Source organism: Pseudomonas sp. S2_H01, assembly GCF_054668305.1.
This window is the reverse complement of sequence record NZ_CP162756.1, coordinates 6,601,363-6,620,639: the sequence shown is the minus strand read 5'-3', so window position 1 is coordinate 6,620,639 and position 19,277 is coordinate 6,601,363. Positions and strand designations below refer to the sequence as shown.

The 19,277-nt window shown below is 53.6% G+C and carries 21 protein-coding genes and 1 pseudogene; 13 read left to right on the top strand and 9 right to left on the bottom strand.

Annotated elements, in window-relative coordinates; all coding sequences use genetic code 11:
• Positions 1–275 precede the first annotated feature (275 nt).
• Complete coding sequence (locus AB4N84_RS29930; RefSeq protein ID WP_460044608.1) at positions 276–1,217, top strand: type II toxin-antitoxin system RelB/DinJ family antitoxin; 942 nt, start codon at positions 276–278, stop codon at positions 1,215–1,217.
• Between the two features lie 222 nt (positions 1,218–1,439).
• Here AB4N84_RS29930 and AB4N84_RS29925 read toward each other — a convergent pair whose 3' ends face one another.
• A complete protein-coding gene (locus AB4N84_RS29925) occupies positions 1,440–1,718 on the bottom strand; it encodes a helix-turn-helix domain-containing protein (RefSeq protein ID WP_460044607.1) in 279 nt (92 codons plus the stop codon).
• Between the two features lie 318 nt (positions 1,719–2,036).
• On the opposite strand from AB4N84_RS29925, the gene AB4N84_RS29920 reads away from it, so the two are divergent.
• Entirely contained in the window at positions 2,037–2,525 is a 489-nt protein-coding gene (locus AB4N84_RS29920; RefSeq protein ID WP_460044605.1) for a hypothetical protein, read from the top strand.
• A 95-nt stretch (positions 2,526–2,620) separates the two neighbouring features.
• On the opposite strand, the gene AB4N84_RS29915 is transcribed toward AB4N84_RS29920, so the two are convergent.
• A complete protein-coding gene (locus tag AB4N84_RS29915) occupies positions 2,621–3,070 on the bottom strand; it encodes a helix-turn-helix domain-containing protein (protein WP_460044604.1) in 450 nt (149 codons plus the stop codon).
• 265 nt (positions 3,071–3,335) lie between these two features.
• Here AB4N84_RS29915 and AB4N84_RS29910 point away from each other — a divergent pair, with 265 nt between their 5' ends.
• The 6 genes from AB4N84_RS29910 to AB4N84_RS29885 all read left to right on the top strand — a co-directional run bounded on the left by AB4N84_RS29910 (position 3,336) and on the right by AB4N84_RS29885 (position 7,070).
• Positions 3,336–4,064, top strand: coding sequence for a metallophosphoesterase family protein (locus AB4N84_RS29910; protein WP_460044602.1), 729 nt, complete (start codon positions 3,336–3,338; stop codon positions 4,062–4,064).
• Complete coding sequence (locus AB4N84_RS29905) at positions 4,064–4,441, top strand: hypothetical protein (protein WP_460044600.1); 378 nt, start codon at positions 4,064–4,066, stop codon at positions 4,439–4,441. The genes AB4N84_RS29910 and AB4N84_RS29905 overlap by 1 nt, the downstream gene beginning before the upstream one ends.
• Before the next feature lie 22 nt (positions 4,442–4,463).
• Positions 4,464–4,823 carry a hypothetical protein gene (locus tag AB4N84_RS29900; protein ID WP_460044599.1) on the top strand — a complete coding sequence of 120 codons (360 nt, stop codon included), beginning with the start codon at positions 4,464–4,466 and terminating at the stop codon, positions 4,821–4,823.
• 326 nt (positions 4,824–5,149) lie between these two features.
• Positions 5,150–5,554, top strand: a complete 405-nt coding sequence (locus AB4N84_RS29895; protein ID WP_460044598.1) for a DUF6957 family protein — start codon at positions 5,150–5,152, stop codon at positions 5,552–5,554.
• Positions 5,555–5,561: 7 nt separating this feature from the next.
• The gene (locus AB4N84_RS29890; protein ID WP_460044597.1) at positions 5,562–6,020 is read left to right on the top strand and encodes a DUF6957 family protein; all 459 of its coding nucleotides are present in this window, start codon (positions 5,562–5,564) and stop codon (positions 6,018–6,020) included.
• 393 nt (positions 6,021–6,413) lie between these two features.
• The gene (locus AB4N84_RS29885) at positions 6,414–7,070 is read left to right on the top strand and encodes an HAD family hydrolase (RefSeq protein ID WP_460044595.1); all 657 of its coding nucleotides are present in this window, start codon (positions 6,414–6,416) and stop codon (positions 7,068–7,070) included.
• A 45-nt stretch (positions 7,071–7,115) separates the two neighbouring features.
• On the opposite strand, the gene AB4N84_RS29880 is transcribed toward AB4N84_RS29885, so the two are convergent.
• Positions 7,116–7,601 carry a transcriptional regulator gene (locus AB4N84_RS29880; protein ID WP_460044594.1) on the bottom strand — a complete coding sequence of 162 codons (486 nt, stop codon included), beginning with the start codon at positions 7,599–7,601 and terminating at the stop codon, positions 7,116–7,118.
• A 485-nt stretch (positions 7,602–8,086) separates the two neighbouring features.
• On the opposite strand from AB4N84_RS29880, the gene AB4N84_RS29875 reads away from it, so the two are divergent.
• Positions 8,087–10,189: an acyltransferase family protein gene (locus AB4N84_RS29875; protein WP_460044593.1), complete on the top strand. Its 2,103-nt coding sequence runs from the start codon at positions 8,087–8,089 to the stop codon at positions 10,187–10,189.
• A gap of 210 nt (positions 10,190–10,399) precedes the next feature.
• Here AB4N84_RS29875 and AB4N84_RS29870 read toward each other — a convergent pair whose 3' ends face one another.
• Positions 10,400–10,756, bottom strand: coding sequence for a hypothetical protein (locus tag AB4N84_RS29870; protein ID WP_460044592.1), 357 nt, complete (start codon positions 10,754–10,756; stop codon positions 10,400–10,402).
• Positions 10,757–11,202: 446 nt separating this feature from the next.
• On the opposite strand from AB4N84_RS29870, the pseudogene AB4N84_RS29865 reads away from it, so the two are divergent.
• The 3 genes and pseudogenes from AB4N84_RS29865 to AB4N84_RS29855 all read left to right on the top strand — a co-directional run bounded on the left by AB4N84_RS29865 (position 11,203) and on the right by AB4N84_RS29855 (position 14,163).
• Positions 11,203–11,443 (top strand): annotated as a pseudogene (locus tag AB4N84_RS29865) (hypothetical protein).
• Between the two features lie 1,583 nt (positions 11,444–13,026).
• Positions 13,027–13,347, top strand: coding sequence for a DUF6966 domain-containing protein (locus AB4N84_RS29860; protein WP_460044590.1), 321 nt, complete (start codon positions 13,027–13,029; stop codon positions 13,345–13,347).
• A 63-nt stretch (positions 13,348–13,410) separates the two neighbouring features.
• Complete coding sequence (locus AB4N84_RS29855; RefSeq protein ID WP_460044589.1) at positions 13,411–14,163, top strand: DUF3841 domain-containing protein; 753 nt, start codon at positions 13,411–13,413, stop codon at positions 14,161–14,163.
• Here the strand turns inward: AB4N84_RS29855 and AB4N84_RS29850 are convergent.
• The 4 genes from AB4N84_RS29850 to AB4N84_RS29835 form a co-directional block, all read right to left on the bottom strand.
• Positions 14,088–14,792 carry a PhzF family phenazine biosynthesis protein gene (locus tag AB4N84_RS29850; RefSeq protein WP_460044587.1) on the bottom strand — a complete coding sequence of 235 codons (705 nt, stop codon included), beginning with the start codon at positions 14,790–14,792 and terminating at the stop codon, positions 14,088–14,090. The two genes, AB4N84_RS29855 and AB4N84_RS29850, sit on opposite strands and share 76 nt — an antisense overlap.
• 226 nt (positions 14,793–15,018) lie before the next feature.
• Complete coding sequence (locus tag AB4N84_RS29845) at positions 15,019–15,351, bottom strand: hypothetical protein (RefSeq protein ID WP_460044586.1); 333 nt, start codon at positions 15,349–15,351, stop codon at positions 15,019–15,021.
• Between the two features lie 392 nt (positions 15,352–15,743).
• Entirely contained in the window at positions 15,744–16,400 is a 657-nt protein-coding gene (locus AB4N84_RS29840; protein WP_460044584.1) for a peptidase M15, read from the bottom strand.
• 64 nt (positions 16,401–16,464) lie between these two features.
• Complete coding sequence (locus tag AB4N84_RS29835; RefSeq protein ID WP_460044583.1) at positions 16,465–17,655, bottom strand: hypothetical protein; 1,191 nt, start codon at positions 17,653–17,655, stop codon at positions 16,465–16,467.
• A gap of 213 nt (positions 17,656–17,868) precedes the next feature.
• On the opposite strand from AB4N84_RS29835, the gene AB4N84_RS29830 reads away from it, so the two are divergent.
• The gene (locus AB4N84_RS29830; protein WP_460044582.1) at positions 17,869–18,756 is read left to right on the top strand and encodes a DMT family transporter; all 888 of its coding nucleotides are present in this window, start codon (positions 17,869–17,871) and stop codon (positions 18,754–18,756) included.
• Positions 18,757–18,851: 95 nt separating this feature from the next.
• Here AB4N84_RS29830 and AB4N84_RS29825 read toward each other — a convergent pair whose 3' ends face one another.
• Positions 18,852–19,139, bottom strand: a complete 288-nt coding sequence (locus tag AB4N84_RS29825; RefSeq protein WP_460044580.1) for a DUF1330 domain-containing protein — start codon at positions 19,137–19,139, stop codon at positions 18,852–18,854.
• Between the last annotated feature and the right edge of the window lie 138 nt (positions 19,140–19,277).

Sequence of the window (19,277 nt, the reverse complement as noted above, 5' to 3'; positions counted from 1 at the left end):
TCAAAATCGTACCTTTATGCAGATGGCCGGTCTGTGGTTTTTAGCCTTTCCATTACTTCCACAGCTCGACTTGCCATCCTGGAGGTGAGCGCTTTGCACTCGCGCTCTTGGGATTTCGATTTCTTAGAAACCCAACACTATTGAAAGCCTGATCGCCCTGCTTGAGGAAAGGCATTCCAGTTCCGAAAAAGTGGCGTATCGCAAATTTGGCGTTTTCGTGAATCGCTGCGTGCCCTCGCCGGTGTGCAGCTTCTTACCGTGATGAGGAGCAGTTGATGGCGCAGTTGAACGCCCGTGTTGCTGACGAGGATAAAGAGAAGGCCGAGAAAATAGTGAAATCCTTCGGCCTTTCTCTGACCGGATACGTTGCCAGTATCATTGAGTACATCGCAGACAGCGGGACGATACCGTTTGAGGTCAGACGACTTCTAGAGAAAGTGAATCTGGACGATTCCTATGCGGAGGCTGTCCATAAATTTGAAGATTTGTACCATGGGCTTCTGGCGTTAAAAAACGTCATGAAACCTGGAATCGAAGATCAGATGGCGCGCAGCCAATCCCTGAGAAATGACCACTCTTTGGTTGCAGGCTTTCTAAAAGAGAACCAGCGATATGTGTACAACGCTCCCTGTCAGATTGACACAATTGGCGGCAGTGAAGGGAGAGAGTTTTCGCTGAGCCGCGAGAAGTTTGCCGTGCTGGATACATACCTGTCAGGTGCGTTGGCCTGTACGTACGACAACAGCCGGCCGCTCGCTCAGTTTGACCTCGATGAGATGACGGACTTGTTATCCAGCGCGGAGGAAGTCATTCAGTCTTTGCTTGCCATGTGCCCTGCGGGAAGCTCCGAAGAGTCTCGTGTCGCATCGTTCGTAGCAGCGGCAGATGATATGGCTCGGTCTGCGAGAGCACTCACCGACGGGCCCTATGATCCTCACGTTTTTCCTGCTCGATTCTCACGGCTCGACGCGGGTAGCCGTGACGTCCAGGCCAATCGCCGACGTATTGGTAAGAGCCGATGGGACAGGGATATCTTTGAGCTTTCAGAACACCTTGTGGAGCTGAGACGTAGCATTGATCGGTGGAATGAGGAAAGGCTGGGCTACGCCACTCGCAACAACTACCAATGGCTTGCTTTTGACGCCTCCGATATTGAGATTGCCGAGGGGATGGTGCGCGCATTGCAACGGCGGATTGACAGGGCTACGGCTCGGTAACACTGATGGGGGCGGAACACTGCGCCCCCGATTAAGATTTCTTCCAGATATCGTTTATCGTCGACCAAGCGATCCCGAGCTCCTGAGAAACCTCTCGTTTACTCTTTCCGGCCATCTTGGCTTCCAGCACGGCCTTTACTTTAGCAGGATCTGTGCGGCGGCCAGGTTTGTGCGTGACCACGTCACCCTTCTGGTAGTACTCATGGATCCGTTCATCGATGCCTAGGGCCGCAAGCTTTTCAAGTTCATTCCCCAAAAGCCCGATGTATTCCCTCGCTGTAATCCCTTTTCTACCTTCGAGGCATAGGCAAGCAGCGCGACGGGATCGACGTCCAGTCGCTGAGCGATTGTCTCCAGACGATCAAGGGTGATGCTGCTCTTGGCGTTTTCGATGTTATGAACGTGTCTGGCTTCCACCGCGCCTGAAAGCTCTTCCTGAGACAGTCCTCGTGAAAGCCTGACGAGCCTGAGCATTGCCCCGAGTGGGCGCATGAGCGGCATGAATAATCCTCAAAAACGAGGATAGAGCCATATTGAAGCGCTCGGAACTATGCAACATAGTGCGTATATCCGTATTTCGTAACGCCATCCCTGTTGATAAGCCGTACCTTGTGGGGCGGGGTGGTTGGATATCGCAAGCCCAAGTTGGCCTAGATCTCCCAACGGACGGTAAACCTCAAATCAATAACTGCATTAATTGTGCAGACCTTGCGGTTCTCAAATCTCAATAAATTTCGCCGGCCAGGTAAGCGTGCGCATTCGCAAACGCTTGCCAAGGCTTTGTCTTGTCCGGCGTGGGCGTTTTCAATGGAGTGCAGTATGAGTGACGTCAGCGTCGTGAGCGGTAAGTTGGAAGTAATGGGGCCGTCTTCGGACAAGCCCGACGGTTCGGAGTACACCTACATCCGGATTGCCGAAAAGGGTGGCAATGTGAAGCTGATCAAAAAAGTCGGAGTAGGACAGTTGATCGAGTCTTACCTGAGGCCTGGTCTGGAGGGCGATTTTTTCTTAGTCAAACTCGGCCGGCTGGGCTACATCCTGTTCGCCATCAAGAAGGAGGATGGGCAGAAGGTCTACGAGGAAAATGGTTTCAAGACGTGGATCAAGAAAATGCGCATGACCGCGTTTCTGTTAGTTCTGTTGTTCTTGCCACTGAGCTTCGTGGGTTTATTGATGGGTGGCTACCTTGGGGTCATTGTACCAATCGGTTTCATCTACGTGATATGGAAGCTGGCGATTGGTTTCCCGAAGGTGCTGAACGAGCGTTTTCTGAGGGGGCAGCTCGACCAGCTCGGCTTCGGAAGATGAGCATCAGTTTGAACGATGCCTGAGCAACTCCTGCACCGTTAGAAGCTTGCCTCCACTCTGGGGCATTCCTGGCTGACTGGCCTGGTTGTTGATGGTCAGGTCAGCCGGTTCCAGTGACGCCCAATTGTCGAGGTGGAAAGCCCCAATGCTTTTGCTACCTGCGCTTGGCTAAGACCTTCACTCTTTAACTGTTGCACCGCCTGAGTGGTTTGCACACCTTTGGCTGTAATCGGATGCAGGATTTCATCTGCATTGATCACCTCATCCAGAAACGCACGGCCATCCAGATCATCCTCGATTCGTTTCAGCAATTTCCGAGGAGTGCTGTCCTCTTCGGCTGCGTAGGCGAGAACCAGCATCGAAAGTGGATGAAGTCCTAGGACGCGTGCCAAGCGATCATTTGCATCAACGGTCACCGAGCTTTTGCCCGACTCCAACCTGCTGACATACGACGCGTCCACCGCCCCCGCAATGTCCGACTGCGACAGGCCCAGGCGCTGACGTGCGAACTTGAGTGCCTGAGCGAAAGCGTGGCGTAGCGGCATACCAATCGTCCCTTAAACAGAACTGTATGCCGGGATTGCACTATCCCTCACAAATGCATATAGTCATTCGAAAGGGATAAATGATGCTCACGTCATTTCGCCGGCAAAGCTGTTGGATAGTCGTGTTCGCTACGATCTTCCCGCTGAAAATCTGGCGTTCGAAGGAAGTCGTTGCAATATACGGCTTAACCGAACTCTAGCTTACGTGGGCCCCTTGCCGAATTTTGGCCCTCGAAATGAAGCAGCGTTGCGGAATTTAGCTCTTATGAAAATTCAGATTTATTCAGATATGCACAACGAGTTTTCGATGTTTGCGCCGACAGCAGGGGACGCAGAATTAGTCATCCTGGCGGGCGACATCGATCACTCCGCGCGAGGCGTGAAATGGGCTAATGAAACCTTTTCTTGTGAGGTGATTTACGTCTGCGGCAATCACGAGTTTTACAAAGGCCACATCGATAAAACCCTGACCAAGATGCGCGACCTTGCGGCGCCACATGTACACATTCTTGAAAATGAAGCGTTGGTCTGGCGTGGAGTTCGTTTCTTGGGTAGCACCTGTTGGACTGATTTTACGTCGTCGGGTGACGTCGTTGCGGCGAGTAATCTTGCGTGGCAATGGATGAATGATTTTAGACAGATCAGGGCAGATGATTCCTTCCGCCGGCTTCGTCCAGATGATGTTGCTGCCCGAAATAAATTGGCGAAGGCGTGGCTGGAGACTGAGCTTTCGAAACCCTATGTCGGGAAAACGGTGGTGATCACTCACCATGCGCCTACCACCACGGTCGCCGGAGACAAAGTTGATGGGCATCTGAGCGCGGCCTACTCGAATCATTGGCCATCCCTTCTGGAGAAAACAGATCTGTGGGTTTTCGGACATACCCATCGAGGCGTTGATACCACCATCGGCGACTGCAGAGTCGTGTCGAATCCCAGAGGCTATCCAGGTGAGGTAACCGGATTCAGAGCTGGCTTCGAGATTGACCTCTGATGGATTTTGATGCTGTCAACACTTCAGCGCCCGGGTACGCCGACTACCTGATAAAGCATTTTGGTGCGACCCGCGACGACCTCTATTTTTTCAGGTATCCGAAAGTGATTTTGAGGGCGATGGAAGCTGTTTCTCATGGGGCTATCGTTGGGTACCTCGCCTGCGCACTTGAGCGACCGACGACGATGACGGGGTTGATGTTTGGTGATCGCCGTCGCGCTTTCCCTGATGGGCTGCCTATTCGCGCACCTGCGGTTTCAAACTGCTTTTTATGTAACGGATTTAGGGTTGTTCAGGTGAAAACAGGGGGCCTGTATGTGATCGCGCACTGGCTTTTCGAGAATGGTGAGATTGGGCCGTTTTATTCGCTTCAGTGAAGTTAAGTGCGAAGGTGGGTTGATGAGCGCAACAGGCAAGGATCGAATCGGAACCATTCCGATGATGGTCAGAGCGGCCAAAGAGATCAATTTCGGTATTAGCGTCACGGCGTATTTGTGCCATGTGTCGTTTCGCGGTCGCTGTGCCGTGGGGATTGTTTTCTGTGATGTATTCGGTCGATTTGAAGATGGCCATGGCATTCACACCTCGAACATCATGAGCAAGGTCATGGTTGGCAGTCATACCATTTTAAGGACGGTCAACAGCGTGTACATCGTATGCAGCTGGTCAGGGAGGGCCTTGAAACTCGTATGTGTCATCGGCTGCACTGACAACGGAAATGGTGATGGGAATGTGGTTTCGGAAAAGGCGGGCACCTGACGGTGATGCCCAAGCAGTGACTGATTCGATCAAATCTTTGAAGACGCTTACTTGTAGAGATGGACGGGTCTCCGTCGATCCTCGGGAGATTTTGGAGTGGCCCGGGTATCAAGAGGCTCGGCGTAGTGCTGCCGCACTTGTCCGGCAACCCTGGTCTCAACACAGTCGAAGCCAGGCTCCTTCGGATTGGAGAAGCTTTGATGAAATAGGCGTTGAGGCGTGGGTCACTGAGGCGATTTCAGTGATGTTGAAAGCGCGAGCGAGCGGAGAATGCTTCTTCGGCGCGATCGAGCAACTAAAGCATTTACGAGCCGAGGGTTTGCGTCATGAATGACGTGTTACATGACGTAGTGGAGTTGTTAAACGGGCCAGGCGAAGCGATGGTCGGGTTCAACGGTAGCGAAGATCAGGCCGAGGCTGCGGCCATTCTGCTTTCCAATGGTAAGCAGTACTGCCTCGTCCGAGATTGGATGATCATCGAGATTGAGGTCACAGACGCATTTAGAGAGTCGCTCGCCCAGGATGGCCTTGAACCTTATGTCCTCTATGCGGGCAAGGTCGTCTGTCACAGCACAATGAAGCGACAACGAAATGATTGGGTTAGAAGCACGTTTCAGCGTTCCTTGCGCGAAGGCTATGTGTTTGAAACTCGGAACACTGCCTATCTGCTTTTTGGGGCGGGGCAGAGAAAGAAAGCCAGAGCTGAGACGGTCATGGCGATAGTTGAGTGAGCTGCGGGTGAAAGAGATTCAGAATAAATTTGCTAGACCGTGGTCAGCGGATGACGAGGCTGTCGGAAACCTTCTTTGGGGGCCAGCGTCTGCGCTTTTGGGATCAAAACTTGCCGATGAGCAGATTTGGCAAGCCGCATCTGAAGCATTCCCTGAAAGAAGGGTATGTATCGCACGACATTGGATGTTGATAGACATCACTCTCACCCATCAACACAACCATTTGATCGATGCACATGGGGTGCAGCCGATGGTGCTCTACGCCAATACGTTGGTTGAGCCAGACGATGCGAGGGAATGGCCGCTGGGCTTTTTGTCCGGCTTCAAAGAGCGCCTGGAAGATTGCTTCTTTGAAACAGACGGGACAATTTATGTACTCGCAGGCAGAGGTGCTCGCAAACACGCGAGCGTTCGATGTGTCCAAGCATTAGCCCGCCGATGCGGAACAGAGCTTATCGATATGTGAAGGGTGATCTGTTGTCGATGCTGCGCCTCAAATATCCAGAACTGTGCAGCGATCCGAACCTGCGCGCATTGGAATATGAGGCCGGCTGGTATGACTTCTGGATAGCCTCTGCAACAGCCTGCAAGCCCATGCCGACGCTCATCCAAAGGTTCAGCCAGTATCGTCCCCATAAATAGAAATGGGGTGAGCTTTGGGTGCACTACAACGGAGGAGACGCATTTTGCAGGCAGATTACCGATGCCGCGAATGTGCGTCGCTGTCGACCTGCGAAGCCTGCGATGCGCCAGGACTGCGGCGTGGGTCTCACTGCTTGAACGTGCGCTGTCCTCCACATTGGAGTGACACCGGGGCAGTATCTTGAGCAGAAAGGCGCCATGAGGTGAGGATGTCGGCATGAAACCGCAACCAGTTACCGGGGTGATTTTTGATGTTTTCGGAACGCTGCTAAGCATTGAAAAACCCACTCAGCCGTACCTGCGACTCTTGAACCTTGGAGCGAGCCAAGGCAGGCGGAGGAGTGCAACTGATCTGCGTCAGCTAATGACGAACCCACTGACCCTTTCAGGTGCGGCGAACCTATTTGGGATCGAAATTACTGATGCGCAAATGCAGATCCTGGATGACCTCTTGACCGAGGAGCTTGCTTCGATCAAGGCTTTTCCCGATGCGCTAGACGTGGTGTCGGCGTTGGATGATGCGACGGTGCGAGTTGGTATCTGTTCCAACCTCGCTCTGCCCTACGGCGCGCCGATCATGCACCTTTTCCCCCAGATCGAATGCCATGCCCTGAGTTTTGAGCATGGAATTATGAAGCCTGACCCCTTGCTCTATCAGATCGCTTGCCGGCAGCTCGGCATTGCACCAGGCAACTATTTTACGGGTGACGGCGGTCGAGTGGTCATGATTGGAGATTCCCGTAAATGTGATCGGGATGGGCCGCGCCTAGCCGGGATTACAGGCTTTCATTTGGATCGTTCAGGGAAAGGCGGGATCGATAATCTTGCGCAGTTTGCTCAATCGATTGTTGAGAGCAATAGCCACAGTGCTTAGTTTTGCAGTGCTTCGACTCAGGTAGCTGCGTTCCAGAGTTTACATCTAACCCGTAATAGCCCCCTCACTGTCCGACTGCCCGTCATCTTCCCAGAGTCGCGCCACCGTAGTTTTCGGGAAGCCCAACGCGGTTTCGACTTGGCTGCGGCTCATCCCCTGATTCTTCAGATCCTGAACCAAGCGTTGCTTTTGTTTTGCTGCGGTCACTCGTGGTGGTGCCAATTTCTGCGGCTCTGCCGGCAACAGTGTGTCCGCGAGCCTCAGCCTTTCTAAATCCGATAAGGCAGATAACAAGACTTCTCTCGGAGTACGTTGCTGCTCGGCGGCGATCACCATTGCAAAGAAGGTCGTTGCGTCCACCTCCAATGCCTTCGCCAGCGAGGCCGTCGTGTCAATTGTTGCTGTCGCTTTTGAGGACTCCAGAAGGCTGATATGGGCCTGGGTGACGTCACCGGCGATCGCATGCTGCGCGCGATTCAAGGATTTGCGAAGCAGTTGCAAGGTGGCAGCGTAAGGACGTCGCAGCGACATTTGAGTGGCTCGTCAAAAAGAGACGGTATGCCGCGTTTGATAAAGACCGTTCAAACATATATAATTATCAGATTGGTCTTTAGGTCAGTCTTCTCCCATGCAAGCCCGACAGACCGACCGAGCGATCTGTTTGCCGGTTTTGTGTTTGGCCGAGAGTGGTGTGCTGCATCGCGGAATAAAAAAGGTGGCCTAGGCGCAAAACCGGATTTTTCAAGATGCTTGTCTGCCCAACCTTTTTTGCGTGCGATACGCCACTTGATCTGTGGAAAAACGGTTGGGTGCCATATGGGATTCAGCCGAATATCCAGCGCTCAAAACCGATCCACGTAGCTAAGGCACATTAGCTTCGCGCTGCAGGCCACGAGACCCGTTTTAAAACCTTAAAGCATGACCGAACCGCTCGATTTTTTAATCGGACGGAGAACGGTCTCGCCTCCATTTTGAGCACGACAACCCAGCAGAGTTGTTCCAAGAGGAAGTAGTCATTGGAAATTGGAAGTGAAGTCGCTGGTGCTTCCCGAGCGGCTAGCAACAGTCTGAAGGCATTGGATGAAGCCGGTAACCGTTCGGCAACAACCCATACCCCAATGCCAGAAATCAGTGAGCGAATGAAGTACCGAGCCGACGTGGACGGTCTGAGGGCCATCGCAGTTTTGCTGGTTCTCCTGTTTCACGGGGGAAGCTCGATTTTCTCGTCAGGCTTCATCGGGGTTGACGTGTTTTTTGTCATCTCGGGCTATTTGATTACATCAATCGTGCTCAACGATTTGGGTGCAAACCGCTTCAGCTTCGCGCAGTTTTATGCGCGTCGTGCTTGGCGATTGCAACCGGCGATGATCACGGTGTACCTGGTGACGCTGATGGTTGCTGCGCTGGTTTACCTGCCGGCTGACTTCATCGATTACCTGAAGAGCGGCAAGTACGCGACGATGTTCTTGGCGAATCAATATTTCGCCCGAACGACCACGGCATATGCGGCGGATGACAGCTCGTGGTTGCTGCTCCTGCACACTTGGTCGCTGGCTATCGAGTGGCAGTGGTATTTCTTGCTTCCAGTCTGCCTTGCGATCCTGCACAGAAAAGCATCGGCTTTTGCCCTCAAAATCATTGCACCTTCAATAGCGGTAATTGCAGCCGCCATCGCGCTGATGCTCTCATCCCACCAGCCAGACGATAATTACTACTCGTTCATCTCCCGCATATTTGAGCTGCAGGTAGGCGCCTGCGTCGTGATTTTGCGTGCTGATTTGCTCAAACTGAGCCGAGTCAGTGCAAGTGTGATCGGGCTCCTTGCCTTAGGCGTTATCCTTTTCTGCGCCACTCGCACCGGCATTCTTCGCGGCTTCCCGGATTTTCATGCCATCTTGGTCTGCCTTGCCACCGGCGTTCTGTTGTTCAAGGACGTAGGCGAGAAGGGTATTCATGGCAGTATCATCGCAAGTCTGTTGCCTCGATCATTGGGTAAGATTTCTTACTCCCTTTATCTTTGGCATTGGCCTGTGTTGGCGCTGACCGCCTACCTCGGACTTACCTCAGCAAAATATTCACAGATGGTTTACTACATCGCAGCCATCGTGCTTGCGATCGTGTCTTACCGGTTTATTGAGAAGCCCCTGCGTCGAGTAAGGCTGAAGCTCATTCCCACGTTGGCAATCCTTGTGATCGTTCCGGCCGTTGCGTACTCGGTAGCGTATAAGATCGCCGATTCGAAAGGCGGCTTCCCTCAGCGCTTCGGCTCACAGTACGCCGAAAGTCAGAAAACGCTTCAGGATTACGAGCTCGAAAACCGACGCTATTGCATTGATGGCGCTACGGATGAGTCCGATCCGCGCTGCGTCGTTGGCGATGTCCACTCTTCTGCCCGTGCACTGATGCTCGGGGACTCATTCAGCAATCAGTACATGGCCTTCATGGATGTACTAGGAAAGGATGCCGGGGTCTCTGTCACGGCCCTGAGCACTTCAGCTTGCCTGGCTCTGCCGGACGTCTACCTCTACAACTGGTGGAAGTCAAAGGACACGCTCTACTACAAGTGCCATGACCGCGCTGTAGAATTCTACAATTTGGTCAAAGCCAATCGTTACAAGTACGTCATGCTTGGCCAGATCTGGGACAACTATGCGGGGGACAGTGTCGTGCATGCGCTGACGGACGAGCGCACAGTAGAGCTGTCGAGGAAGAGGGTTGAGGATTCGATGCGTAACGCGCTCGATGTAATCACTCAAACGGGGGCCACGCCGGTAATTATCAAGGCCGTCCAGACTATGCCGCCTGGCGTGAACGAGTGCCTTTCACAGCATCTGAAGATGCGCGGGCTCATGGGCAGTCCCGAGGTGTCGGCTGGCTGTGTTTCCACGCCTGAAAATCCAAAAGAGAGCAGTTGGTTCGAGACCTTGTTCGTACAGCTTAAGCGCGATTACCCAAGCATCAGGTTTATCGACCCGAAGAACGTCCAGTGCGTGCAAAATGTCTGTAAGACCGTTTTGGAGGGTGTGCCGGTGTATCGGGATGTAGGTCACATCACTGACTTCGCTTCACGCAGATTTGGTGAGCAGTACCTTCAGACATTTGGGAATCCGCTTAAGTAGCGATATCTGCTCGCCCCCAAAGCTAATGGGCAGCTTTGGGTGCGTTCCAGCAACCTTGCACAGATCCTCACCAAACCGGTGGCTCGATGGAGCAAGGCATGCAACGCGAGATCCGTTTGATGAACCGACAGTGTAGAAGCTTGGGTTATGGACAGCGCTTGCAATGAACTCCTCGCACCAGAGTGGTGGAGGAGTGCGGTTGGTCGACGTTCAATTCGCGGGCTTGTACACCCAGTGGTTCAGCCTGCCGAGGGTCTGCGCAGTTTGATGCAGCTGTGCACCTATGACTGCGACTGCCTCATACGTAGTGTTGGGATCACGAACGAGGTGGTATAGCTCATCGAGCTCCGCCAGATAACTCCTTAGCGTCGCCCGGTCTCTGTCTGTGAGGCTAGATGCCCCGAGGTCTGCAAGAATATTACTGCGATAGGAAAAGTATTCACGGCGCATCCGCTTGGCGTGTGGGTAATTCGTGATCGGAATGAGAAAGCAGAGGGCGGCGGATACATAAAATGCTGCTGAGGTGGTAGCAGGGTTCAACCAGCCTGACGACCACAGAGCTGCCATGACTATTCCTGGGAACGCGGTCATCAGGTTGAGGTAGGTCTCCCGCTTGGCTGGTGCCTTATGCCGGGCCGGGAGGTACTTTGATCGCTTCATTCGTTTTGCTTCTCCAAATGCAGGGAACAATGATCATGGAGCTTTTGGTCTTCATACGCATCCCGACTCGATGTAATTCCCCCTGGCCTATGTTGCTCTTGCTAGCGCTCATGAGTCGTTAACTGGCGCTTTGAGCCATATAGGCACCCAGTCGAGCAGTCGTTCGTGGACTCGGCGCCAAGATGCCTTCCAGGTTTGACTCAGCACGTCACGCATTTCCTCTGCTCAGCAGAGCGGTACCACGTCAGAATTGCTAAGTTGCTCGCCGCGCCGAGGCTGCCGAGTACACTGCACATTTTATCAGCCTTGATATTAGGTGCGATGGCTATCCACGCGGTCACGAGGATCCAGTCATGCTCCAGGAACGCATCGAGTACTTAGGCTCCCTAAACCCATTCAGGGCCCGGTGGACGACCTTGTGCGATCGCTAAACGCTGCGAGCACGAAAGAGGACATCGAGAGAGAGGCTGAGATGCAGATCGCCTTCATCATCGACTGGAGGCAGCTCGTCGCTTACGTCCGTCGGACATCGAAGCTCTCTACATAATCTTTGATGATGCCGTGCAGGAAAGGCTTGGTCGGTTGCAGAGTTGAGAGGAGGGCGGTGATCTCGGTTACCTAATGCCCCTCCCTCGACGCTCATCGTATTAGCAAAGCGTCGACCCTTTCCGCTGCGCTGCCCTCAATGCATTGAGCTCGGCTGTCAGCGCATCATTCATAGCCACCAACGTCCGAGTATCTCCCTTGAGTCTTCTGATGTCTGCCCATGCTTCATGGAGTTCATCCAGAAGCATGAGGCATTGGTGTTGGTAGCTTTCGAGCTCAGTGGGAACACCAAGATCGAAAGCTGAATGAGTGGTATGAGTCATGGGAAAATGCCGTTAGGAGTACATTTGTTCTCTTTCTAGGGTAGGCTCAGATGCTGGATGGATCAACAGTGTTTTGACGAATGGGATCAGTTGAAGAAAAAGTGTAATTTTACCCGGGGCGTGCCCTGAGGGTCGGCTGTCGTAAACCAAGCCACACGCTGCGCGGATGTCTTGGCCCTATCGGGCTTCCATCCTCACGCCTGCGCGCTCCGCTTGCTGCTCACAAAAGACGTTAGCTCTATCACTAAGGCGTTGGCGCGGGCACACCAGAAAGACCTTCGGAAGTAAATGCATGGAGCAGATGGACGGTACGATCAAAGCAGCAGGCTTGACCCCGATGATCGTCATCACCGTCGTCTTGGTGTGGCGCTACCGCGACCCGTGACGCGAAGAGTTCGAAGCTCAATTCAAGCGCGCTTTAGCCAGCCTGGACATCAGCGATCACGAGTTCATTGTCGATCGGGTCATCAGTCCGAGGGGAGGCCAAATTGCAGAGGTCTATCGGATTCTCCGAGATCCAAACGATAGGTATTTTCTGTTCATGCAGACCGGGGGGTCAGCCGGGATACTGAAGCCGCTTACGAAAGAGCGAGCGTTCTTGGCAGCCAAGCTGAGTGGCTTTGGACAAGCAGCTCCCCATATGAAACCGAGATCTCCAAATGAAGGGAGTTGGGCGTCTGCCTCTGAGTCTGAACCCGCGTCATGGGGCGACGTAGAAGGTGAGCCGGAAACGACGCAAGACGCACCGCCCGTACCGACGGGTATGCGGTCAACCTTGCATACCGTGCTGGTTAAGCTGTGTCTGTACCTTGTGATCTGGCCCAATATTATCTTGACCTCTTTTCTCACCATCGTAGGATTTGTAGCCCCGCCCGTGCTCATTTTTGTGCTCATTGGCTGGTGGGGGTTGGGATCGCTATTGGTGCTTCACCGCAGGTTTGCCGGCAAGTGGCACCCGCCCGGTAAGCCCGTGTGGTGGGGGTTATTTTTTGCCAGCTTGTTCGTCGCAGGCATCGGCTGTAGAGAGGGCGTAGCCAAGCTAATGGCGCCTTCGATCTACTGGTTGCCGGTGTCATGTATCCCGATCTCTTTCTACTGGGCGTGGCTCAGCCACAAGGGATTTCGGTTTTGAGATCAGCCTCGTGCCGATAGGTCTACATGGCTTGGCGCGCAGTGTCCTTTTAGAGGGATCTAGATTGAAAGGGGTCGTCACATTGCACGTTTTCAAAGTGCTTTTAGGGCTGGTGTCCATGGCGAAATGCCTGGTTCTAGGTACGCAGGCCTTTAAGTGATTGCCGAGGAGTAGTGATGGGGCCAAAAACCGCAGAGTTAATCCGCGTTCTTGAGCAGATCGCTTCGCTCCTGAATAACGAGGGGGTGGATCACTGGTGCCGATGGGCGTGCAAAGCCCGCGCCCGATTACTCGATTCCGACTATTCGGGGATCGAGTACGTTCTATCCGCTTACGGTGGGATGGGATCGTTCAATGACCTCGTTCTTGGACAGAAGTATGAGGACGGCATGTTCAGCACCACATCCGACTACGTTTTCCTAAACGACAAGCTCGAAAAACTCCGTTCAGATGCAGGACGGCTCGCAGAGGAAATTCGCATGTCGCAGAAACCGTGAGTATGTGAGATGTGTATTGATCCAGGCGGGGTGTATTGCACCTTTCTCCAAGGTCACTCACCAGTGTGGCCGCTCCTCTCAATCATTGAGCTTAAACCCCAGATGCATTCGTCACCGACATCCGGCATTCAAAAATGGCAAATGGAGTTTTCCAAAAATGGTCGGATACAGTGCTGGACGCTGATGGAACGTTCGATCTGGCTAATGCTGGAGGCTGAGGGCGAGCTCACATGCCCCATCCGTGAAGCCAACGACGACCCGGTCTTCCAGGACGCGTATGCCTGGATGAAGGGCTCGATGGCGAGCGCTGGGATCTACCCACCGGGGCCCGATTTATCCCCCTGGTGGTGCTGGGTAAGGCGTGAGCAGAATCATCCTGAGCCCTACATTGAGGACACGGAAGGCCTACATGATCCTGTGGTGCTTGAGCTATCTATTCCCGCCGAAAAGATTGTGCTGTCGTGCTTCGATCTTTGGCATTTTGTCCTCAACAAGTGCTACGTCTGGGCGTCGGAGCTTGATGAGCAAGATTTTGATAGGGCTCAGGAGAGTGCAGAGGAGGGATCCGACGCTGCGGTGCAGCTCCAACAGCGGATGCAGAAATCGTGGTCAGCGGTGTTTGAGCTAGATCAATGTGCTGTGGATATGGGCCCACTTGAAGCCAAGAGCATCCAGGGATGTTTTTGGAAACTGAGCTTGGCGTACGTGACAGCTGTCATTGAACGGGACGTGCTGACATCCTACGACCAATCTGAAACCGAGCCTGTACTGCTCGCCTCGAATACCATGCCGCCAACGCTGATTGAACCATCCTGACGAGAGGCGCTGATCTGACAGCGATTTCCTAACCTGACTCCTTGTGAAACAGTAATGCTTTTAGCGAGCAACACGCTGAGCGCGCCTGCTGCGACGCCAGTCGCGGCGTCCTCAAGATTCTCGTAAAGATGATTAAAATTTCGTCCTTCGTATTTATCCGGCTCTCGATGCGCGTAGGCGTAGATGCCACTCACGGCTGATTGCTTCCCCCAATCGACAACCTCCTGTAGCCGAGGACGCAGCGCGTACAACTCATCCGTTGAGACCATTTCGACCAACAACTTGGGACTGCCGATTGACGATATCACGGCAGGTGGCCTGATGGCCGATTCCGCGCAATTAAGCATTTTTGCAATGGTATCGATGGGAGGCGAGAGCATTGTTAGCTGGCCAGGGGTTACGCTGACGTGCAGCTCATTTCCCGAATGCTTGAAGGACAGCAGCTGCCTGGTCATAGAAGTCAGCACCGAGCCGGAATACTCCGCGATCCCATGGGCATGCAGGTAACGCGCAGCCGCAAGGGATGCATGCAGGCATAGGGGGCTTCTAGCGTGTGGGTAATAAAAGTCCAGAACGCATGGCCCGGCATCATCTTCGTTTGAGGTGATAAACACGCACGCGTTGGCCATTTTTGCGGCTGCGAATTCCTGGCGCGCCTCTATCGATCATCCGGAGGACGCACCGAGAAACACAACCAGAGCTTCGTTTCCGGTATCAGGGCCTGTTCCGAAACACTTGTATCGTTTCATGTGCATTCGAGAGTCCTGCTGCGATGGAAATGCGAGGGAGCACGGTCTCGGCGGATGACAGAGTCAAGCAGCCATATTGTGCTAATTTGTCCCCAACAATACGGTGTTACATCGACTTGATGGAAACCACCTCAACGTACCTGAATTTCTTTCGGGCTGTTTTCACTGCTTCTTGCTCAGCGAGAAGTGTGCTCAGCGTGTCAGCTTCGTGAGTTATGTCCTGGGTCTCTCCCTCGAAAACATTCCCTACTCGTAAGGTCACCCTCAGTCTGGGCGTGAACGCTTTCGCCACTTTCTTTTTCGCAACTGATTTTGCTGGCGGCACGATGACGACTTCTGGAACCGACTCTTTTGCTACCGCAGGGGTGATTGGAGCAGATACCTCGGCATTGCCAAAGAGGGCTCGGCGCATCTCTTCTTCTGTTAGTTCAGGGTTCATGCGGTGTCTCGGTGTAGGAGGTTGGGGCATGTTCAATTCTACCAGTATCGCTGATTGACTCTGCATTGCCTGGGTAGATTCGCGGTTTCAAATTTCGCTCGACTTGCTCGGGCGCGCCCTTGCGGGAAAGCTGTCGTGAACCAAGCCCCCAGCATGCGCTGGTGTCTTGGCCCTATAGGCTTAGCGCCTGCGCGCTCCGCTTGCCGATCCTGACCCTCAGCTTGTAGTTTTGAGATGCAATGTCCACGAAAGATCGAGCCAACCAGAAACGAAGATCCAGCTTCGTCCATCGTGTTTGCGCCCGTGCTCGTAGGAAAACAAAGGGTGATGAACCTGCCATATGTCTACGACCTGTGCATCTTCACGGTTTCGACTATCCGCCGTCCTAGCTCTCAAATCCCTAGAAAATTTGTACGCGGATATAACCGATCAACGTTCACGAGTTCTGGGAAGCCTGGATAGGCATCGTCGTGCAAGCCGTTTCGGTTGTCAGCTCCTGGCTTCGTGAGCACACCACGGGGATGGACATAGCTGGAAATTCTCTTCAATGGCTTCTCTCTCCAGGCGATATTGAACGCGCTCAGTCTGGGGAAAAACTGCAGTTCGCTGTACGGAAGATGGTCATGAATCCACCAAGCCATGGACTGCCATTGATGATGGGCTGATATGTGATCAACCAGCCACGGAACGACTATCGTGACCATCGCTCCGGCCATGCCTTCATCATCTCTTTGATCCCAGATATGCCTGCCTCTGTCTGCCTTGTTCGAAGCGCAGCTCAAATTATTGGCGTTGCCAAACTCGTTTACCGCAGGCGACCGGTAGCCTGAACGAAGCGCTATGCGTCCGAACGTTGCCTGAAGTGGCTCTAGAAGCTCCTCACAGAGCTCCCGGCCTGCTGCAATGGCCAGGTCAGGATTGTCGGGCAGATTGGGGATACCATGAATGTTGGTGATTTCGCTGTACAGGAACTCGCGAAGGAAGAAGTTCTTGGAAAGGCGCGTGCGGCCTAGAGACTCAACACCTCGAACGGTAGCGGGCTTTTTCATTCAGCACTCCTATCGGTCGAATACCCACTGGTGTCTGTGGGTACCTCTATGCTTGTATGTGGCCTCACTCTGACCACCAATCTTTCTCTGCACGGATCATGCTGTAGCCGGTAAACCAGCAATCGATGGCCATGGTCAAGGATGTTACGGATGTGCTGTTAGCCCGTAGCGGGTCGAGCATATCGGCTTGTGCAGACGCCCATGAGACCCATAAGGCCGTTTGCTCCTGGACATGCTGTGGGCTGTTGGCGTGTGCCTCACAGGTTGCCTGAATGAAGGCGCGAAGTTCCTGCGCTCGTTGCCAGCTCTTCGAATTCTTCACAAGCATATGACGCAAGCGCCGTTGGCTTTCTTCATGCCTGGCTCGTTCCAGTCGCCGTGCTTCGCGGATCAGGCTTTGCCGCGATTCCTCCTCTCGCCTGGCTCGCATGGCTTTGATTGAAATGGCGATCAAGGAGAGCCCATCGACGACGTCCGCCAGCCTATCTTCAAGCCTCTTCGTTTTGGTGTCCGCCCAGTTCTTGCGCGTGCCGTATTCGGTATCGGCCTCCAGCTGCAAGCTCAGTTCCCCAGTTGGCACCCAGTCATACTGAGGGGCGACCCGAGGCTGAAAGTCCGGCGTCCATGGAACGCCGCGTTTAGGTGGGGGAGGCGGAGGCGGGGGGATGGTTATCCTGGTGATACGCTCCTTCAGCAGTAGCTTCAGCTCTTCTCCGTCGATCTCAATCGACGTTTCGTTGTGAGCCGTTGTTGTCCAGCGCTGACCCAGTGCCTCACTCGCCTTTATGAGAGTGTCAAAAATCAGCGCTGAGCGATCTACCTGAGCAGCTGAAATGTGGGAGCGCAACACATGCTTCCCAGCAGTCATTAGATGGCCTTCGTGAGTCTTAGCAGACTGGGCTTGCTTTAGCCATTTGACTACCAAAGGATGAGGATCAACCAGTGCCTGGGGAACCTCAAGCCGCGTGATAACGGATTTCACCTTCGCGGGGATTTCGGGCCGTGGCGGAAGTGACGCTCTATCCAAAACTTGGAAGCTTATCGATCCCATTTCGGTCGGGGGCTTGGGCCTTGCTGGGCGTTTCGAGGGTTGCTTGGCCCAGTAGCCGCGAGGCGGAAGTGGGATACCTGCTTTACGGCAGGCTTTGGCTAACCCTACGTCCGACACGCCAATCTCTTGGGCGAGCTTCAACACAGGTGTTTCCCATACCTTTTCGAACAGTTCCAAAGTCGTGAAAGTGATCGTCTTGTACATTGGCAGTGTCTGCTGACGTTGCTCGGAAATCGGCGTAGATCCAATGTCAGCCAGCGGAAGGTCTGCGTACCTGGTGATCACACCTAGTCACCTACTGCTCCTTCAGGGAGTGGCGTTGTTGCGCATCACTGAGTCGTTCCTGAGCGAGCATGAGCTATGACCACGCCGCATGATCCTATTATTAAGGACTCACGTGCATAGGCAATGGATTCAATGAGCGCTTCCCCGAAAGGTATCCACCTACCACATGAGGTCTTAAATCCTAGACTCGGCATTGTTCTCTGCTTGTTGTCGATGCTTGTCTTCGCGAGCCAGGATGGGATCACGAAGGTATTGGTAAAAGATCTGCCCATTGCGCAGCTTGTGATGGTGCGATATTGGGTTTTCCTCGCTTTCGCCATTGCCTACAGTGCTTATCAAGGCGGCGTACGAAAAGCCGCCCGCAGCTCCCATCCTGTACTCCAAATCGTTCGAGCACTGCTCGGCGTCGGAGACATCGTATTGTTTGGTTTAGGGCTCCGGTATCTCGGGCTTGCTGAAATGCATGCGCTCTACGCAGTTTTCCCGCTCATGACCTTAGCTCTGGCTGGCCTGTTTCTCCGTGAACTCATCGGCATTCGTCGGTGGTTAGCAGCAGCAATTGGCTTCGGCGGCACCGTCGTGATTCTTCGCCCAAGCAGCGGCGTCTTTGAGCAGGCCGCGTTGATCCCTTTGGTATCTGCTTTGGGCTTCGCTGCCTTCAGCGTACTGACACGGCGTATCAGCCGAGACGACTCTTTTGCGACCAATATGTTGTATATGGGGATTTTTGGCGCAATCGCCATCACGTTGATTGGCATGCCGGGCTGGGTTTCTCCTACCAGCAGCCAATGGTTACTGATGGGCGTGCTCTCCGCCACTGGCGTAGTGGCCCAGCTTCTCCTTCTTCAGGCTCTGAAGTACACAAATGCCTCTACCCTCCAGCCCTTCAACTATATGCTGCTCGTATTCGCAACCTTCATCGGGCTGTTCGTATTTGGTGAACTACCCGATGCATGGACGGTGGTGGGGGCATGCGTGATTATTGCGTCGGGGATTTATGCGGCCCGAGTAAAGGGCTGACGGCCGCCACATCGCTCGATTCACCTGCCGTCGACCTCAGAACCTCATTGTCTTCGACATGAACTGGTTTCGAACAGATGCCGGGCTAACGGTCGTCAAACGAGTAGGCCCTCTATAATAATCAGCTCACGCTTGGACGCGCGAAGCGCAAATACTTTCGCCTCTGTGTAGGCCGGATCTTCATAGCAAGCCTTCGCCTGCTCATACGACTCAAATTCAACAGCTAGAACCCGGTTGCTGGCGCTGGCTTCTTTGAGCACGCCGTCTAAAAGCTTAAGCTTGGCATCGTATTTTTCAGCTATCGGTTTCCACAACCGACCGTATTCTTGCTGAGCGTCGGAGTCGGTGACTTCCGCGCCGAGGATGATCCAGTAACCTTTCATTTTTGTCTCCGTTTGCAGTGGCGAGCAGATCACTCATTGGCATATCAGCAACTCCAGAGAGCCCAGGATATCCAACGATATCCGCCCAATACTCAGATAAGATCCGTGCCATTTGGGCGTGAGTGAGTCAGGTGAGTC

Excerpts from the sequence above, each read along its gene's own strand:
- AB4N84_RS29850 (WP_460044587.1), bottom strand. The coding sequence starts at position 14,792 with ATGGCCAACGCGTGCGTGTTTATCACCTCAAACGAAGATGATGCCGGG.
- AB4N84_RS29900 (WP_460044599.1), top strand. The coding sequence starts at position 4,464 with ATGAGCGCAACAGGCAAGGATCGAATCGGAACCATTCCGATGATGGTC.
- AB4N84_RS29830 (WP_460044582.1), top strand. The coding sequence starts at position 17,869 with ATGAGCGCTTCCCCGAAAGGTATCCACCTACCACATGAGGTCTTAAAT.
- AB4N84_RS29915 (WP_460044604.1), bottom strand. The coding sequence starts at position 3,070 with ATGCCGCTACGCCACGCTTTCGCTCAGGCACTCAAGTTCGCACGTCAG.
- AB4N84_RS29905 (WP_460044600.1), top strand. The coding sequence starts at position 4,064 with ATGGATTTTGATGCTGTCAACACTTCAGCGCCCGGGTACGCCGACTAC.
- AB4N84_RS29840 (WP_460044584.1), bottom strand. The coding sequence starts at position 16,400 with ATGAAAAAGCCCGCTACCGTTCGAGGTGTTGAGTCTCTAGGCCGCACG.
- AB4N84_RS29910 (WP_460044602.1), top strand. The coding sequence starts at position 3,336 with ATGAAAATTCAGATTTATTCAGATATGCACAACGAGTTTTCGATGTTT.
- AB4N84_RS29860 (WP_460044590.1), top strand. The coding sequence starts at position 13,027 with ATGGGGCCAAAAACCGCAGAGTTAATCCGCGTTCTTGAGCAGATCGCT.
- AB4N84_RS29835 (WP_460044583.1), bottom strand. The coding sequence starts at position 17,655 with ATGTACAAGACGATCACTTTCACGACTTTGGAACTGTTCGAAAAGGTA.
- AB4N84_RS29895 (WP_460044598.1), top strand. The coding sequence starts at position 5,150 with ATGAATGACGTGTTACATGACGTAGTGGAGTTGTTAAACGGGCCAGGC.
- AB4N84_RS29930 (WP_460044608.1), top strand. The coding sequence starts at position 276 with ATGGCGCAGTTGAACGCCCGTGTTGCTGACGAGGATAAAGAGAAGGCC.
- AB4N84_RS29825 (WP_460044580.1), bottom strand. The coding sequence starts at position 19,139 with ATGAAAGGTTACTGGATCATCCTCGGCGCGGAAGTCACCGACTCCGAC.
- AB4N84_RS29870 (WP_460044592.1), bottom strand. The coding sequence starts at position 10,756 with ATGGCAGCTCTGTGGTCGTCAGGCTGGTTGAACCCTGCTACCACCTCA.
- AB4N84_RS29925 (WP_460044607.1), bottom strand. The coding sequence starts at position 1,718 with ATGCCGCTCATGCGCCCACTCGGGGCAATGCTCAGGCTCGTCAGGCTT.
- AB4N84_RS29920 (WP_460044605.1), top strand. The coding sequence starts at position 2,037 with ATGAGTGACGTCAGCGTCGTGAGCGGTAAGTTGGAAGTAATGGGGCCG.
- AB4N84_RS29880 (WP_460044594.1), bottom strand. The coding sequence starts at position 7,601 with ATGTCGCTGCGACGTCCTTACGCTGCCACCTTGCAACTGCTTCGCAAA.
- AB4N84_RS29885 (WP_460044595.1), top strand. The coding sequence starts at position 6,414 with ATGAAACCGCAACCAGTTACCGGGGTGATTTTTGATGTTTTCGGAACG.
- AB4N84_RS29845 (WP_460044586.1), bottom strand. The coding sequence starts at position 15,351 with ATGAACCCTGAACTAACAGAAGAAGAGATGCGCCGAGCCCTCTTTGGC.